We start from the raw sequence: 15329 nt of genomic DNA on the forward strand, positions 1-15329 counted from the left end.
CCTGCCGGACAGAGGGGTAACCGCATTTTCCGCTGCGTAATTGTCCTCTCGAAAAAACTATTCACCGCGCCTTCGGCGTCGCCAGCACATTCCTGATCGCAAAACTCGAATGAATCCGCGAAACACCCGGCAGCTTCGACAGAATCTCCTTATGGATGCGCTCGAAATCGCCCGCACTTTCCGCCTCACATCGCAGGAAATAATCCGACCCGCCCGTCATCAGGTAACATTCGCGGATTTCTGGATAACGCCGCACCGCGTTCTCAAACCTGTTGAGAAAATCCTCCGTCTGGCGGTCGAGCGTGATCTGCACGATGACCGAGATCACCTCGCCGCCGGCAAGGCCGCTGGTCAGCGCCGTATAGCCCCGGATGATACCCTCCCGTTCCAGAATATCGACCCGGCGAAGGCAGGCAGAGGCCGAAAGGCCGACTTCCGCAGCAAGTTTCGCATTGCTGATGCGGGCATTGAGCCGGAGCAGGCGGATGATGTGACGGTCAGTCGCGTCGAGTGACGACATAGAAAATTCCAATATGACAATGAAAGTTGCGTAGATTGCAATTTTATCGCATCTTATTCGAACAATAGCCAAGAAATTCGATAATCGTTGCAATACTCTCATATGATAAAAATGAGGGTGAACGACCATGGACATGCAGATCAGCCGCCAGCAGGCAGCGGGTGGTGCAAGCGGCCATCTGACCATCGATCTTGGCGCATTGCGCGATAATTATCTCGCGCTTGCGGCAATGGCGCCCACATCGCAGACGGCAGCGGTCGTCAAGGCTGACGCATACGGCCTCGGCGCGGATATCGTCTCGCAGGTGCTGTTTGACGCGGGCTGTCGGAATTTCTTCGTCGCCCATATCGATGAAGCGCTGGCGCTCCGGCTGCGTCTTTCAGCGGAAGCGCGGATTTTCGTCCTCAACGGGCTTCAACCCGGTAACGAAACCTCCTGCGCAGCCATGGCCGTCACACCGGTTCTAAATTCGCTCGAGCAGATCGCCCAATGGGCGGCCCACGCCAAAAATCTTGGCAAGACGTTACCCGCCGCAGTGCAGATCGATACCGGCATGTGCCGTCTCGGCCTCTCTCCCGAGGAGCTTGAAGTCCTCGCCTCCCGGCCGCAACTGCTTGATGGTATCGACATCGCCCTCGTGATGAGCCACCTCGCCTGCGCCGACGAGCCGGATCACCTCTCCAATGCCGCCCAACTCTCTGTGATGCGAAAAGCCGCTGTCGCTTTTCCTGATGTATCCGTCTGCTTTTCCAATTCCGGCGGCATCTTTCTGGGCAACGACTATCACAACTCCCTGCTACGCCCCGGCATTGCGCTTTATGGCGGCGCGCCCTCCGTTACCCGTCCCAACCCTATGAAACCGGTTGTCCGGCTTGATGTCGCCGTTATTCAGACCCGCGACGTTCCCGCCGGATCGCTGGTCGGTTATGGCGGCTCTTTCGAAGCGGCCGGGCCGACGCGGCTTGCGACGATCGCTGCTGGTTATGCCGATGGCCTGCCGCGATCGCTCAGCAATCGCGGTGCGGCATGGTACAATGGCGTTCGCCTGCCCATCGCTGGTCGCGTTTCAATGGACAGCATCATTCTCGACATATCCGCCCTGCCCTTGGGAACATTGATGCAAGGCAGCTTCGTGCAGATGATCGGGCCTGACCAGACGCTGGAAGACATTGCCGAGGACGCGGGCACGATCGCCTATGAAATCCTGACCGGCCTCGGACGCCGTTACCGCCGCAATTATATTCAGCCGGGCGAAAACCCGGCCGTCGCTTCAACATCTGTCAGCCATAAGTGAGACGATCATGAACGTCACTATCCTCGGAGCCGGCGTCGTCGGCGTGACCTCCGCCTGGTATCTGGCCAAAGCCGGACACAAGGTGACGGTGATCGACCGCCAGCCGGCCGCAGCACTTGAAACCAGCTTTGCCAACGCCGGCGAGGTTTCCCCCGGCTATTCCTCGCCATGGGCCGCGCCCGGCATTCCGATGAAGGCCATGAAATGGCTGTTCATGAAACATGCCCCGCTCATCATCCGCCCGACCGCCGATCCGGCGGCGTGGCGCTGGATGAGCCAGATGCTGCGCAATTGCACATCGGCGCGTTATGCCATCAACAAGAGCCGCATGGTGCGCATTGCCGAATATAGCCGCGATTGCCTAATGGCGCTGCGCGACGAAACCGGGATAGAATACGACCAGCGCATGCAGGGCACACTGGAGGTTTTCCGCACCCAGAAGCAGTTCGACGCCATCGGCAAGGATGTGGACGTGCTGACGGCAGGTGGCGTGCCTTTCGAAATTCTCGACCGCGACGGCTGCGCCGCCATCGAGCCCGGCCTTTCTCCTTCCAGGGAAAAGATCGTCGGCGGCCTGCGCCTGCCCGGTGATGAAACCGGCGACTGCTTCATGTTCACCACCGAACTTGCGCGCATGGCTGAAGAGGCGGGTGTCACCTTCATCTACGATACCGGCATCATGCGCCCCATCGTCGAGGCAGGCCGTATCAAGGCCGTGGAGACCACCAAGGGGCTGGTGGAAGCCGATATTTTCGTCGCCGCATTGGGCAGCTATTCCCCGCAATTCGTCCGCCAGCTCGGCCTTACCCTGCCGGTTTACCCGGTCAAGGGCTACTCCATCACGGTTCCGATCGTGAAGGAGGAACGCGCGCCCGTTTCGACCGTGATGGACGAAACGTTCAAGGTGGCGATCACCCGGCTCGGCTCGCGCATCCGCGCCGGTGGCATGGCGGAAATCGCCGGTTTCAGCAAGGATCTGCCCGCAGCAAGACAGGAAACTCTGGCCCATTCGGTGGAAGACCTGTTCGGCGGCGCAGGTGACCAGAGCCAGGCGAAATTCTGGTGCGGCCTGCGCCCGATGACGCCGGATGGTACGCCTGTCATCGGCGCCACCCGCTACAGCAATCTTTATCTCAACACCGGCCACGGTACGCTTGGCTGGACCATGTCCTGCGGCTCGGCCCGTGTGCTTGCCGATCTCATCAGCGGGAACAAGCCCGAGATAGACACGCACGATCTGGCACTCAGCCGTTACGCAGCCTGAAGTGCGACAGGGCGCTTATCCCCGTCTGAAAGGCGGGGATGGTGGCCGCTCAAAGTGCCAGTGCATCCTTCAGCGCCAATCCTTCCTTCATGCGAAGGTCGAGATCGGCCTCGATGTGATCGAGGTGCTGCAGCATCAAGGCACGGGCCTTTGCCGCATCCTTCGCCTCCAGAGCATCGAGCAGGTCGGCATGATCGTTGTGGCCGCAGCTTGAAACGCCCGAGCGCCCGTAGAGCGCGATAACCAGCGACGAGCGGGCGACCAGTTCGTCCATGAATTTTTCGAGGATGGCATTGCCGGCAAGCGAGGCCAGCATCAGGTGGAAATCGCCTGATGCCTTGATTTCCGCGCGCCTGGCGTGCGGGCCGCGCTCATGCTGGTGGCGGCTTTCCTGAACCAGATGCTCTCTCAGCTGCTTCACCGCCGCAGGCGTGATCTTTTCGATTGCGGCGTCCAGAACGCCGGGCTCGATCAGCCGGCGCGAAGCAAAAACCTGCCGCGCTTCGTCCGGTGTGGGATTGGAGACAAAAGCGCCGCGGTTGCGCTCGGCCTTGACCAGTCCTTCGTAAGCCAGCATCTGAAGAGCCGCCCGCACCACCGTGCGGCTGACATCGAACAGCGTTCCCACTTCCGATTCCGACAGCTTCGTTCCCGGGGCAAGCCGTCGGTCGACAATGGCGTCGCGCAGCGTATCTCGAATAGCCTGGGCACGGTCTTCGTGGGATGAATCGGAATTGACGGTTATATGGGCAAGGCTCATGGAATTGTCCTGTTTGAACTTGAGTTCTAGCGCCAAGCGCGGCTTGCGCAAACAGGAATTGCGAGCTATCGCCAGCCGCCACAATTCATTCAGCGCCCGTTCAGCAGGCGCGCTATATTTCTTTAACCATCGAATTTGCAACTGGCAGCGCCCTGCCATCCGGATGGAAGAAGATCATGTCGTCCTTTGCAGCTAAAACCGTTCTGGCTATCGCCGTCGCCGCCGCCACCATCGTGCCCTTCAACAGCGCCTCCGCCGATGACTGGGGCCGCCGCGACCGTCGCGATGCCGCTATTCTGGGTGGCGTGCTTGGCCTTGCCGCCGGTGTCGCCGTTGGCTCAGCCCTTTCCCGCCCGGCACCGGTAGACGACGAGCGCGTCTATATCGACCCGCCGCGTCGCTATGAACCGAGCTATGTGTACGAAGAGCCGGACTACCGCTATTATCAACCGCAGCCGCAGCCCGTTTATCGACCCGCTCCGGCCTATCGTCCGGCACCGGTTTACCGTGCCCAACCGGTCTACGACAATAATTCCGGCTACTACCAGCAACGCCGTACCTACCGCACCATCGAGCCATGGACGAATGCCTGGTACGATTATTGCTCGCAACGTTATCGCAGCTTCAACGGCCGCTCCGGCACCTATGTCGGCAATGACGGCCAGCGTCATTTCTGCGTAGCGGGCTGATCGGGGACAACGTCTGCGAAGTTATCGCTGTTAATAATCAGGCCGCGGACGGAAACGTCCGCGGCTTTTCATTAAGTGTCACCCCAGATCCTGCGGCACCTCAAGCAGCGCCGTTTTTCACATAATCCGCCCGGTTGATGCCGTGACGTTGCAGCTTGTCGTAAAAGGTCTTGCGGGCAATTCCGAGTGTCGCAATGGTTTCGGCCACGTCGCCATTAGATTGCACAAGCGTTTCGCGAATGATCTGCGCTTCCATTTCATCCATTCGCTCTGGCAGGGTGCCGGAAGCCGGAACGCTCGATTGCGAAACAGTCGTGGTGGCCGCATCCATCTCCAGCCCCAATACCACCCTTTCAGCGAAATGCCCGAGTTCGCGCACATTGCCCGGCCAGTCGTAGTCGTTAAGGCGGCGGGAAACGCCGGCGCTGATCTGCGGCACCGGCATGTTGAACCGGTTGGCGGCCTTGGTGACGAAGTGCGAAAACAGCAGCGGAATATCCGCCTTGCGTTCGCGCAGCGGCGGTATCGACAGCGTCACCACATTCAGCCGGTAATATAGGTCCTCGCGAAACGTGCCACGCTCGGCCGGGTCGCCGAGATCCACCTTCGCCGCCGCCACCACGCGAATATCGACCGGTCGCTCCTCATTTGAACCGAGTGGCGAGACCTCGCGCATTTCCAGAACGCGCAACATCTTCACCTGTACGGCAAGCGGCATGCTTTCGATCTCGTCGAGAAACAGCGTGCCGCCGCTTGAATGTTCGATGCGACCAACGCGTTTTTTCTGCGCACCGGTGAAAGCACCCGGCTCATGGCCGAAAAGCTCGCTTTCGATCACCGTTTCCGGCAGCGCACCGCAATTCAGCGCCACAAAATTGCCCCTGGATCGCTTCTTGCTCCAGCGATGCAGCGCCGTTGCCACCACTTCCTTGCCGCTGCCCGTCTCACCTGCCACCAGCACGTCTACATCCGTATCAGCAATGTGCCGGAGCGTGGTGCGCAGGCGTTCCATTGCGGGCGTCTGGCCAATCAGCGGCAAATCGTCCTCGGCTTGAGCACTCGCCCGGCGAAGCGCGCGGTTTTCCAGCACGAGGCGGCGCTTTTCCAGCGCGCGGCGGGCGCTTTCAACCATGCGTTCGGCGGGGAATGGTTTGGCGATGAAATCATAGGCGCCGTTGTGCAGGGCATCGACCGCCATCGGCACATCACCGTGGCCAGTGATGAGGATAACAGGCAGGTCGGCATCGATCCTGCGAACATGGTCGAAGAACTCAAGCCCGGTCATGCCGGGCATGCGCACATCGGTGATGACGACGCCGTCGAAATCCTCGTTGAGCGCTGCAAGTGCCTGTTCGGCGCGGGAAAAGGAGGTGACGGGCAATCCGTCGAGTTCCAACGTCTGCACCATCGCCTTGCGCAGCTGGGAGTCGTCATCCACCAGAAATATGGTTCCACCTGCCATCATGTCATGCTCGCTTCAGATATACGGAAAAAGACGTGCCTGCCTCGCTGCTCGTTACCTCAATACGCCCGCCATAATCGGAGGCGATATCGTTGGAGATGACGAGACCAAGGCCTAGGCCGCTTTCCTTGGATGTATTAAAGGGCGAAAAAAGTTGGGCGCGGATCGCTTCGGGAATGCCGGTCCCATTGTCGCTGACCGAAAGCAAGACCATGTCCCCTTCCTCGCGCACCCGCACCTCGACACGCGCCGCATCAATCGCTTCAGTGGCTTCCAGTGCGTTTTGCAGAAGGTTGATGAGAATTTGCTCGAGCCGGATGCGGCTGCCAAGCACCTTCAGGTCCTGATCCGGCAACACGATATCAAGTGCATCCATCTGTCCGGAAAAACGACTGCGCAACAGCATCACCGCGCCTTCGATGACCAGTTTGAGACTGACCGGTTCGGCAGCGGTGCGGCCCTTGCGCGCCAATATCTTCAGGTCGCCGGTAATCGTGCCGATGCGATCGGTCAATGCCGCGATGTTTTCGAGATTTTCGTTGGCCTCCGCCATGCGGTCGCGTTTCAGCAGGGTGCGGGCATTGTCGGCAAAGGCGCGGATCGTCGCTACCGGCTGGTTGATTTCGTGGGCAACGCCCGCCGCCACCTGCCCTAGAATGGAGAGACGGTTGGCCTGCACTAGCTCGTGCTGCACGTTGCGCAATTCACCTGTCGTCTTTTCGTGCAGGGCAATTTCCGCCTGAAGATGGTCGCGGGTCCTCGTCAGGTCACGGGTGCGCTCCTGCACCTTCATTTCCAGCTCGGTGCGGGCGCGCTGCTCCTCTTCCTTTTCCCTCAGCGCCTTGTGCCGGCGCCACAGCCACAGAGCCGAAAGCGCCATCAGCGGCATCAGCGTTGCCAGCGCCACCACCCTGCCCTCGCGAATGGCGGCGTTCAGCGCCGGTGCCACCGGCTGCAGATAATGCAGTGTCCATGAGGTCGTCGGCACCGGCGTTTCCAACCGCAGATAATCGCCGCGCTCACTTGCCGGGTCATCGACACGGACGAGCGGAACGCCGTCGCTCGAGAGTCGCGCCATCCGGAACGGCAGCGTCGTAAGCGCCTCGTTACCGAATTGCAGGCTTTCGGAAATGGCTTTGCGTCGCGCCTCGTCAATCGGCGCTACGGTCTTGAAGCGCCAATCCGGCACGCTCGTCATCAGCACGACGCCGTTCCTGTCAACCACATAGACCGGTTTGCCGCCGATGTTCCAATCCGCCTCCAGACGGTTGAACTCCACCTTGGCGATGACGACGCCGAGCGGCCGACCGTCTGCGGCATCGATGCGGCGCGAGATATAAAGGCCCGGCCGGCGGCTGACATTGCCAAGCGCATAATGTTCGGACATGCCGGTATTCATCGCCGCCTGAAAATACTCGCGGAAGGCATAATTGGAGCCGACGAAGCTGTCGGCCTGTCGCCAGTTACTCGAGGCAATTGTCAAGCCGGTCGGTCCGGTCACGTAGATGACAGAGGACTGCGTGCCTTCGATCAGCCCCTCCAGCTTGCGGTTCAGCCGGTCAATGGCAGACGCGCCACCGCCATCCAGCGCAGTCGCAAGGTCGGGATCGCCGGACAGAACCAGCGGAATGGCTCGCGGCCGCTCGAGCGCGACATTCAGAAGCGCGATCTTGAGTTCGGCATCGGTGGAGGCCTCGGACGCGGCGGTGCGTATTGCCTGGTTTCGCGCAAAGTCATCGGCAACCAACAGAACTCCCAGGCTGACGAGCAGCCACAAGCCCACCAACGCCAGCCATTGAGCGCGCCGTCGTGCCTGGGAATGAGAGGCCTGATCTTCTTGGGTCATACGACAATTGTGCGGATTTACACACAGACCGCAAGAGGTTTTGTCCGGATATCCGCACATACGCCGGCGAGCTGATACGGCGTCAATAAAAAGTACTTTTTAAATCAGCCAGTTACACCAAATAAGCAAGTCTGGCATGCGTATTGCTCATGACTCCTCAATCGGCGCGAAGCCGTCAACGACACGGCGATCCCGGGAGGCCAATTAAGGCAGGGTGAGGCCGAGGAGGAAAAAACATGATCGATACAACAACCGTGGCGGCAGGCCACGCCAAGCAGCCATTCTACAAGCACCTGTATTTCCAGGTTCTGGTCGCCATTATCGCCGGTATCGCGCTTGGCCATTTCTATCCGGCCTTTGGCGAACAGCTGAAGCCGCTCGGCGACGGCTTTATCCGTCTCGTCAAGATGATCATCGCTCCCGTCATCTTCCTCACTGTCGCAACCGGCATCGCCGGCATGAACGATATGAAGAAGGTTGGACGCGTGGCCGGCAAGGCCATGATCTACTTCCTCGTGTTCTCCACCCTCGCGCTCATTGTCGGCCTCATCGTCGCCAACACTGTGCAGCCGGGTGCCGGCATGAACATCGATCCGGCCACGTTGGATGCCAAGGCCGTCGCGACCTACGCCGACAAGGCCCATGAGCAGACCATCACCGGCTTCCTGATGAACATAATCCCGACCACCATCGTCGGCGCATTCGCCAGCGGTGATATCCTGCAGGTGCTGTTCTTCTCCGTGCTGTTCGGCATCGCGCTCGGTATCGTCGGCGAAAAGGGCAAGCCCGTCACCGATTTCATGCATGCCATGATGTATCCGATCTTCAAGCTGGTCGCGATCCTGATGAAGGCCGCCCCCATCGGTGCCTTCGGCGCCATGGCATTCACCATCGGCAAATATGGCATCTCGTCCGTCACCAACCTCGCGATGCTGATCGGCACCTTCTACGTCACATCAGCACTGTTCGTGTTCGTGGTCCTCGGCGCTGTCTGCCGCTATAACGGCTTCTCGATCGTCGCGCTTATCCGCTACATCAAGGAAGAACTGCTGCTGGTTCTCGGCACCTCGTCTTCGGAAGCCGCCCTGCCGGGCCTGATGAGCAAGATGGAAAAGGCGGGCTGCAAGCGCTCTGTCGTCGGTCTCGTCATCCCCACCGGCTACTCCTTCAACCTCGACGGCACCAACATTTACATGACGCTGGCTGCCCTGTTCATCGCACAGGCGACCGGCATCCACCTCTCCTTCGGCGAACAGATCCTTCTGCTGCTCGTGGCCATGCTCTCCTCCAAGGGTGCTGCCGGCATCACAGGCGCTGGCTTCATCACGTTGGCCGCAACGCTCTCCGTCGTGCCGTCGGTTCCGGTTGCCGGCATGGCGCTCATCCTCGGCATCGACCGCTTCATGTCGGAATGCCGCGCACTCACCAACTTCGTCGGCAATGCGGTCGCGACCATCGTTGTTGCCCGCTGGGAAGGTGAACTGGATCAGGAGCAGCTCGCCCGCGTTCTCAGCGGCAAGGAAGAATTCACCGGCATCGCCGATGTGGATTCGCTTCCGGGTGCGGTTCAGCCCGCCGAATAACACGACCTCCCAAGGTCCAGCCTGTCCCGGTTTGTCCGGGCAGGCTCTCGCATGAAGGCCGGCGCATCAGATCGATGCTCCGGCCTTTCATCGTTTGAAGCCCTCCCAACCGTCGAAAACGGTTTTTATCGCCGTGCGGATGTTATAGGCCAGATCGAGCGAGAACGAATGCGAAAAACGGAGTAGGCCCTTATGAAGAACCTGTTTCTGGCCTGGCAATTCTGGGCGCTGCTATCGGCGGCCTTTGCGGCATTGACCGCGATTTTTGCGAAAATCGGCATCGAAAACGTCAATTCCGATTTCGCCACCTTCATACGCACCATCGTCATTCTCGCTGCCGCTGGCCTGATGGTTTATGTTACCGGCAACTGGCAGCAGCCCTCCACCATTTCGGCGCGGACCTGGACCTTTCTCGTGCTTTCGGGGCTGGCGACCGGCGCATCTTGGATATGTTACTTCCGGGCGCTGAAAATCGGCGATGCCGCCCGCGTCGCCCCCATCGACAAGCTCAGTGTCGTGTTCGTCGCCGTCTTCGCGGTTCTGTTTCTGGGGGAACGGCTGTCGCTGCCAAACTGGCTGGGTGTGGTGCTAATCGCCTGCGGCGCGGTGCTTGTGGCATACCGGGGATAAGGCAAGCTGACAGCGGTGCCCGGCCGGACGAACCGGCCAGGAAATTCGCAAAGTCATCAGGCGCGTGCGGCCGCAACCTTGTCCAGTCCCCGCTTAACGCCGGCGAACAGCTCATCAAGCTGCTCGGCCGTGATGATCAGCGGTGGACAGAAGCAGATCGATTCGCCGATCGGACGAGTGATCACGCCCTCATCCTCAATGCCGGCGGCAATGGCGAGCGTCGCATCGCCCGGCTTCGTACCTTCCCACGGCTTTATCTCCAGCGCGCCAAGAAGACCGACGCCGCGCGAGGAATGCACCAGCGGATGGCCGGAAAGCGCTTTCAGATGATCGAGGAACTTGCCTTCCAGCCTCGCGACATTACCGACCAGATCGCGCTCCTGAATGATCTTCAGGTTTTCGAGACCGACGGCCGTCGCGACCGGGTGGCCGGAGGCGGTATAACCATGGCCGAAGGAGCCGATCCGGTCGGATTCGTCGGCGATCGGCTGGTAGAAACCGTCATTCATGATGATCGCCGACAGCGGCATGTAGGATGAAGATATCTGCTTGGAAACAACAAGCACATCCGGCTTGATGCCGTAGGTCTCGCAGGCGAACATCTTGCCGGTGCGGCCGAACCCGCAGATGACCTCGTCCACGACAAGCAGAATGTCGTATTTCTTCAGGATCGCCTGCACACCTTCCCAATAACCTTCAGGCGGAAGAAGAACCCCGCCGGCACCCATCACCGGCTCGCCCCAGAAGGCGGCGACGGTTTCCGGGCCTTCGCTGAGGATCAGATCTTCGAGTTCCTTCAGAATACGCGCGGTAAAATCCGCCTCGCTTTCACCTTGCTTGCCGAAGTGCACATAGGAGGGGCAGGCCGTATGCAGCATGCGGTCCAGCGGCAGGTCGAAGCTTTCATGGTTGCGCGGCAGGCCGGTGATCGAGGCAGAGGCAATCGTCACGCCATGATAACCCTTGATGCGGCCAATGATCTTCTTCTTGTCCTTTTTGCCCAGCGCATTGGAGCGATACCACACCATCTTGGCAACGAGATCGTTCGCCTCCGATCCCGAAGACGTGAAATGAACCTTCGACATCGGCACTGGCGCAAGCTCGATCAGCAACTCGGCAAGATCGACCGACGGGCCGTGCGTCTTGTAGGAAAAGGTGTGGTAATAGGGCAGCTTCTGCATCTGCTTCGTCGCAGCGTCCACCAGTCGCTGTTCACCGAAGCCAAGCGCCACAGACCAAAGCCCTGCCATCGCCTCGATATAACGCTTGCCGCTGCTGTCGGTCACATAGATGCCTTCACCACTTTCGATGACCAGACCACCGGTCTTTTCGAATTTACGCAGATTGACGTTTGGATGCATCTGGTAGGCTATATCGCGTGCCTCGACGGAATTCGGCAGAATGGTCATGGGATAAAGGCTCCGTTTCGGTTGGATGGGCTGAAGCGTCAGACGTGCTGGCCGCCATTGATGAGAATTTCTGCGCCGTTGATGTAGCTCGACTGCTCCGAGCAGAGGAAGTAGATGGTCTGCGCCACCTCCGCCGTTGTGCCTAGCCGCCCGAGCGGGACCTGCGCTTCCACGAGTTCAGCGGTTCCGGGTGAAAGGATGGCGGTGTTGATTTCGCCGGGCGCTATGGCATTGGCGCGCACGCCGCGCGGCCCGAATTCATGCGCCAGCTCCCGTGTCAGCGCCGCAAGTCCCGCCTTCGATGCGGCATAGGCGACGCCCGCGAAAGGGTGCACCCGCGAGCCCACAATGGAGGTAACGTTGACGATGCAGCCTTTTGCCGCCTCCAGTTCCGGCAAAAGCGCACGGGCAAGAAGCGCCGTCGAGACGAGATTGACGTTTAGCACCCGCGTCCAGATCTCCGCCGTTGTGTCGGCAACGCCAAGGCGGCTACCGCCTTCGCCCTTCGGCGAGATTCCGGCATTGTTGACGAGTGCGGCCAGCTTTCCTTCCGGCAGGCGCGAGCGCACCTCGTCGGCCAGATCGTCGATGCGGGACAGGTCCTCCAGATCGGCCTGGATATGGCTTTCGCGCGCAGATGGCCAGCGGCATTCCTCCGAAAAGGGTTGTCGCGATACGGTCAGGATTCTCCAGCCTTTTTCCTGAAACAGCTTGACGGTGGCATGCCCTATTCCGCGGCTCGCACCAGTCAAAAGCATAAAAGGAACAGCCATGAAAGAACTCCTTTGCCATGCGAACCGTTGAGCCGGTCGCGCATTCAGCCCGCATGTTAGAGTGCTGCGACCCGCTGACAAGGGCTATTTTGTCGCGGTGCACGAATGGGAGCCGCGTCACGGGCTAATCCCATTTGATATAGGCCTTTCACCCGAAGGGAATATTTGAAGCCGGCCATTTGCTCATAAAATGCAACCTCCCGAATCTGTGATCCGTATTGGGAGGGGGACGAATGCGTATCGACATCATCGACACCGACGCCGGCTTCGAGGCGATCCGGCAAAACTGGGAAACGGTGTTCATGGCCGATCCCCATTCCCGACACTTCCTGTCCTGGGGCTGGCTGCGGGATTATATGCCGCGCCGCAAGCGCTGGTTCATCCTGGCGCTCAGGGAACGTCCCGAAGGCTCGCCCTATGTGGCATTTTTTCCGCTACGCATCGTCACCGAACCGGACAAGAAAACCGGCCGCTTCCACGACAGCATCGTCATGGCTGGCAATGCCGCGGCGGATTACACCGGCTTCATTACCCTGCCGGAATATGAAAATAACGCGGTTGCCGGTTTCTGTTCCTATATTCGGCAGCAGAACTGGACCGAACTCAAGCTCGACTATCTTTCCGGCCCACCGGAGCGGCGCGACGCGATGATCCGCGCGCTTCAGGGACCGCTCGTCATGTTCCGCGACAACATGCCGACCAACCCCTATAACATCAACAATTGCATCTGCCCGGTCGTGGCCCTGCCGGACACGTTCGACTCCTATCTCGATAGCCATATGAGCAGCCAGTCCCGGCAAAAGCTCCGGCGCTTCATGAGGAAGGTGGAAGGCGGTGACGAATACCGCATCACCTTCGCAACGAGAGAAACAATCAAGCGGGACATGGGCATCCTGTTCGATTTCTGGCGCATCCGCTGGGCGCCCCACAAGGGCAAGGAGCGCACCGAACTGTTGATCGGCGCAACACGGCAAATGCTGATGGATGTCTATATACGCGGCGATCTGGAAGTGCCGGTCCTGTGGTTCGGCGACCAGCCGCTCGGCGCGCTTGCCAACATCATCGACCGGCAGAAAAAGTCGGTATTGTTCTACATTACCGGTCGTGACGAGAACTGGAAGACCCCCTCACCCGGCCTCGTGCTGCACGGACACTGCATCCGCAGGGCGATCGAACAGGGTTTCAAGACTTATGATTTCCTGCGAGGCAACGAGCCGTACAAATATTTCTTCGGCCCGGAGGAGCACAAGCTCAGTTGCACGCTGTTCCGCACCCGCTCGGGCGACAATCTCGGTGGCAAGCTCCACCCGCGCAGCATACGCTTCGTCTACGAAGAGGGTCTCAAACTTTACAAGACGGGCAAGAAGGCGGCCGCCAACATCGCCTTTTCCCAGGTGCTGGCAGCCGCGCCCGATCACCTTGGCGCACAATTCGGGCTGGCCAATCTGACCTTCGACCGCGGTGAATTCCGCGAAGCGGAAATCGCTTTCCTCGGTCTCCTCGGCAGCGGTCAGGACCCGGTTCTGCTGTGGATGCGCATAGGCGAAGCGCGGTTGGCGCAACGGCAATATCACGAGGCGTCCGAAGCATTCCGTCAGGTGACCAATCGCGCCCCCTTCCACCGCGAGGCGCTCTACAAATGCGCCGTGGCGCTGATTGCGGCCGAAAGAACGATGGAAGGCGCCGAAATCCTCGACAGATTGCAGCATTACCATTCTGACGACGCTACGCATCTGGAATATGCCGAAAAGGCGCGCGCAGCCCTTGCCCGGCTGGAACTGGGAAAGGCCAGGATTCCGCTGCCTGCCGATGTCATCACGCTGAGCGCCAGGCCAAAATCGACGGGCAAGCGCTGGCGTCCGCCAAAGGTTTTGCATTGAACGTAATGACCTGTAAGTTGCGGCAGAAAAAATCGGCCGGACGACTTGCAAGGGTTTTTTATGTTTCTGACCAACAAGGATATGCTTGACCTCATCGAGCTGCGCCATGAGCTGCACCGCCATCCGGAAATTTCCGGCGAGGAGAAGGAAACAGCGCGGCGTATTCGCGATTTCCTCGAACAGGCAAAACCGGATCGGATGTTCACCGATCTGGGTGGTCATGGCGTGGCAGCGGTCTATGACAGCGGCAAAAGCGGTCCGGTAGTCCTCATCCGCTCGGAACTCGACGCTCTGCCCATTCAGGAAAAAACCGACGCCGAATACCGCTCCGGCACAGATGGTAAGGGCCATCTTTGCGGCCATGACGGTCATTCCACCATTCTGACGGCGCTTGCACTTGGACTTTCCAGAAAGCGCCCGGAAACCGGCAGCGTCGTACTGCTCTACCAACCGGCAGAAGAGACAGGTGCGGGCGCGGCCGCCGTCATCGCCGATCCGCGCTTTGGCGAGATGAAGCCGGATTATTCCTTTTCTCTTCACAATCTTCCAGGCCTGCCATTCGGCCATGTCAGCGTGGTGGAAGGGCCGGTCAACTGCGCATCACGCGGCATCAAAATCCGCTTCTCCGGCAAGACCGCGCACGCCTCCTCACCGGAGCATGGCGTCTCGCCGATGCGGGCGATATCTGAGTTGATGCCGGCTTTGACCGATCTCGGTTCCGGCTTCCCACCGCAACCCGATTTTTCGATGGTGACAATCACCCATGCCGTGATGGGTGAAGCGGCCTTCGGCATTTCTCCGGCAGATGCGGAAATCTGGGCGACGCTCCGGACGCTGACAGACGACCGAATGGAAAAACTCTGCGCGGATGCGGAAGCGCTGGCAAAAAAGGTGGCCGAAGAACAGAAACTGACACTCGATATCGCCTATGACGATATTTTCCTGCATTGCGAAAATGCGCCGGAAGCCGTCGACCATATCCTGCGGGCGCTGACTGCGGAGAAAATTTCCCACGGGTCGGAAGGTTTGCCGATGCGGGCCTCCGAGGATTTCGGAAGGTTCCGCGCCGTCTCGTCATCGGCCATGTTCTTTTTGGGCGCAGGCAAGGACTATCCCAACCTGCACAATCCCGACTACGACTTTCCGGATGGGCTGATCGATATCGGCGCACGCATCTTCATGCGCATCATCCGCAACCTCACAGACGCGGGGTAAGCAA

At 59.7% G+C, this 15329-nt stretch carries 13 protein-coding genes; 7 read left to right on the plus strand and 6 right to left on the minus strand.

The window, feature by feature from the left end:
- Window positions 1-61: 61 nt before the first annotated feature.
- Window positions 62-520 (minus strand): Lrp/AsnC family transcriptional regulator, encoded by a 459-nt coding sequence (locus G6L97_RS15920; protein ID WP_003500727.1) that lies wholly within the window; start codon window positions 518-520, stop codon window positions 62-64.
- Window positions 521-647: 127 nt separating this feature from the next.
- Here G6L97_RS15920 and alr point away from each other — a divergent pair, with 127 nt between their 5' ends.
- Entirely contained in the window at window positions 648-1814 is a 1167-nt protein-coding gene (gene alr / locus G6L97_RS15925; RefSeq protein ID WP_174003388.1) for an alanine racemase, read from the plus strand.
- A 7-nt stretch (window positions 1815-1821) separates the two neighbouring features.
- Window positions 1822-3078: a D-amino acid dehydrogenase gene (locus G6L97_RS15930; protein ID WP_003510835.1), complete on the plus strand. Its 1257-nt coding sequence runs from the start codon at window positions 1822-1824 to the stop codon at window positions 3076-3078.
- 49 nt (window positions 3079-3127) lie between these two features.
- Here G6L97_RS15930 and G6L97_RS15935 read toward each other — a convergent pair whose 3' ends face one another.
- Window positions 3128-3838 (minus strand): GntR family transcriptional regulator, encoded by a 711-nt coding sequence (locus G6L97_RS15935; protein ID WP_025595694.1) that lies wholly within the window; start codon window positions 3836-3838, stop codon window positions 3128-3130.
- Between the two features lie 176 nt (window positions 3839-4014).
- Between G6L97_RS15935 and G6L97_RS15940 the strand changes: the two genes are divergently transcribed.
- Complete coding sequence (locus G6L97_RS15940; RefSeq protein WP_174003390.1) at window positions 4015-4527, plus strand: BA14K family protein; 513 nt, start codon at window positions 4015-4017, stop codon at window positions 4525-4527.
- Window positions 4528-4627: 100 nt separating this feature from the next.
- Here G6L97_RS15940 and G6L97_RS15945 read toward each other — a convergent pair whose 3' ends face one another.
- Together G6L97_RS15945 and G6L97_RS15950 are read right to left on the minus strand one after the other, a co-directional pair.
- Window positions 4628-5992: a sigma-54-dependent transcriptional regulator gene (locus G6L97_RS15945; RefSeq protein ID WP_112524186.1), complete on the minus strand. Its 1365-nt coding sequence runs from the start codon at window positions 5990-5992 to the stop codon at window positions 4628-4630.
- A 1-nt stretch (window position 5993) separates the two neighbouring features.
- Window positions 5994-7835 carry a sensor histidine kinase gene (locus G6L97_RS15950; protein ID WP_112524183.1) on the minus strand — a complete coding sequence of 614 codons (1842 nt, stop codon included), beginning with the start codon at window positions 7833-7835 and terminating at the stop codon, window positions 5994-5996.
- 236 nt (window positions 7836-8071) lie between these two features.
- On the opposite strand from G6L97_RS15950, the gene G6L97_RS15955 reads away from it, so the two are divergent.
- Together G6L97_RS15955 and G6L97_RS15960 are read left to right on the plus strand one after the other, a co-directional pair.
- On the plus strand, window positions 8072-9418 hold the full coding sequence (locus G6L97_RS15955) for a dicarboxylate/amino acid:cation symporter (RefSeq protein ID WP_013761559.1): 1347 nt from the start codon (window positions 8072-8074) through the stop codon (window positions 9416-9418).
- Window positions 9419-9610: 192 nt separating this feature from the next.
- Entirely contained in the window at window positions 9611-10048 is a 438-nt protein-coding gene (locus G6L97_RS15960) for an EamA family transporter (RefSeq protein WP_019564660.1), read from the plus strand.
- Between the two features lie 56 nt (window positions 10049-10104).
- Here G6L97_RS15960 and G6L97_RS15965 read toward each other — a convergent pair whose 3' ends face one another.
- Both G6L97_RS15965 and G6L97_RS15970 read right to left on the minus strand, forming a co-directional pair.
- Window positions 10105-11457 (minus strand): aspartate aminotransferase family protein, encoded by a 1353-nt coding sequence (locus tag G6L97_RS15965; RefSeq protein ID WP_035199442.1) that lies wholly within the window; start codon window positions 11455-11457, stop codon window positions 10105-10107.
- 38 nt (window positions 11458-11495) lie between these two features.
- Entirely contained in the window at window positions 11496-12230 is a 735-nt protein-coding gene (locus G6L97_RS15970) for an SDR family NAD(P)-dependent oxidoreductase (protein ID WP_003510849.1), read from the minus strand.
- A gap of 233 nt (window positions 12231-12463) precedes the next feature.
- On the opposite strand from G6L97_RS15970, the gene G6L97_RS15975 reads away from it, so the two are divergent.
- The gene (locus G6L97_RS15975) at window positions 12464-14110 is read left to right on the plus strand and encodes a GNAT family N-acetyltransferase (RefSeq protein ID WP_111801492.1); all 1647 of its coding nucleotides are present in this window, start codon (window positions 12464-12466) and stop codon (window positions 14108-14110) included.
- A gap of 60 nt (window positions 14111-14170) precedes the next feature.
- Window positions 14171-15325, plus strand: coding sequence for an amidohydrolase (locus G6L97_RS15980; RefSeq protein WP_111800222.1), 1155 nt, complete (start codon window positions 14171-14173; stop codon window positions 15323-15325).
- The last annotated feature ends 4 nt before the right edge of the window (window positions 15326-15329 follow it).

It is taken from the genome of Agrobacterium tumefaciens (genome assembly GCF_013318015.2).
Lineage (GTDB): Bacteria > Pseudomonadota > Alphaproteobacteria > Rhizobiales > Rhizobiaceae > Agrobacterium > Agrobacterium tumefaciens.

Coding starts and splice junctions, on each gene's coding strand:
- G6L97_RS15945 (WP_112524186.1), bottom strand. CDS start 5,992: ATGATGGCAGGTGGAACCATATTTCTGGTGGATGACGACTCCCAGCTG.
- G6L97_RS15955 (WP_013761559.1), top strand. CDS start 8,072: ATGATCGATACAACAACCGTGGCGGCAGGCCACGCCAAGCAGCCATTC.
- G6L97_RS15920 (WP_003500727.1), bottom strand. CDS start 520: ATGTCGTCACTCGACGCGACTGACCGTCACATCATCCGCCTGCTCCGG.
- G6L97_RS15965 (WP_035199442.1), bottom strand. CDS start 11,457: ATGACCATTCTGCCGAATTCCGTCGAGGCACGCGATATAGCCTACCAG.
- G6L97_RS15960 (WP_019564660.1), top strand. CDS start 9,611: ATGAAGAACCTGTTTCTGGCCTGGCAATTCTGGGCGCTGCTATCGGCG.
- G6L97_RS15930 (WP_003510835.1), top strand. CDS start 1,822: ATGAACGTCACTATCCTCGGAGCCGGCGTCGTCGGCGTGACCTCCGCC.
- G6L97_RS15970 (WP_003510849.1), bottom strand. CDS start 12,230: ATGGCTGTTCCTTTTATGCTTTTGACTGGTGCGAGCCGCGGAATAGGG.
- G6L97_RS15940 (WP_174003390.1), top strand. CDS start 4,015: ATGTCGTCCTTTGCAGCTAAAACCGTTCTGGCTATCGCCGTCGCCGCC.
- G6L97_RS15935 (WP_025595694.1), bottom strand. CDS start 3,838: ATGAGCCTTGCCCATATAACCGTCAATTCCGATTCATCCCACGAAGAC.
- G6L97_RS15980 (WP_111800222.1), top strand. CDS start 14,171: ATGTTTCTGACCAACAAGGATATGCTTGACCTCATCGAGCTGCGCCAT.
- alr (WP_174003388.1), top strand. CDS start 648: ATGGACATGCAGATCAGCCGCCAGCAGGCAGCGGGTGGTGCAAGCGGC.
- G6L97_RS15950 (WP_112524183.1), bottom strand. CDS start 7,835: ATGACCCAAGAAGATCAGGCCTCTCATTCCCAGGCACGACGGCGCGCT.
- G6L97_RS15975 (WP_111801492.1), top strand. CDS start 12,464: ATGCGTATCGACATCATCGACACCGACGCCGGCTTCGAGGCGATCCGG.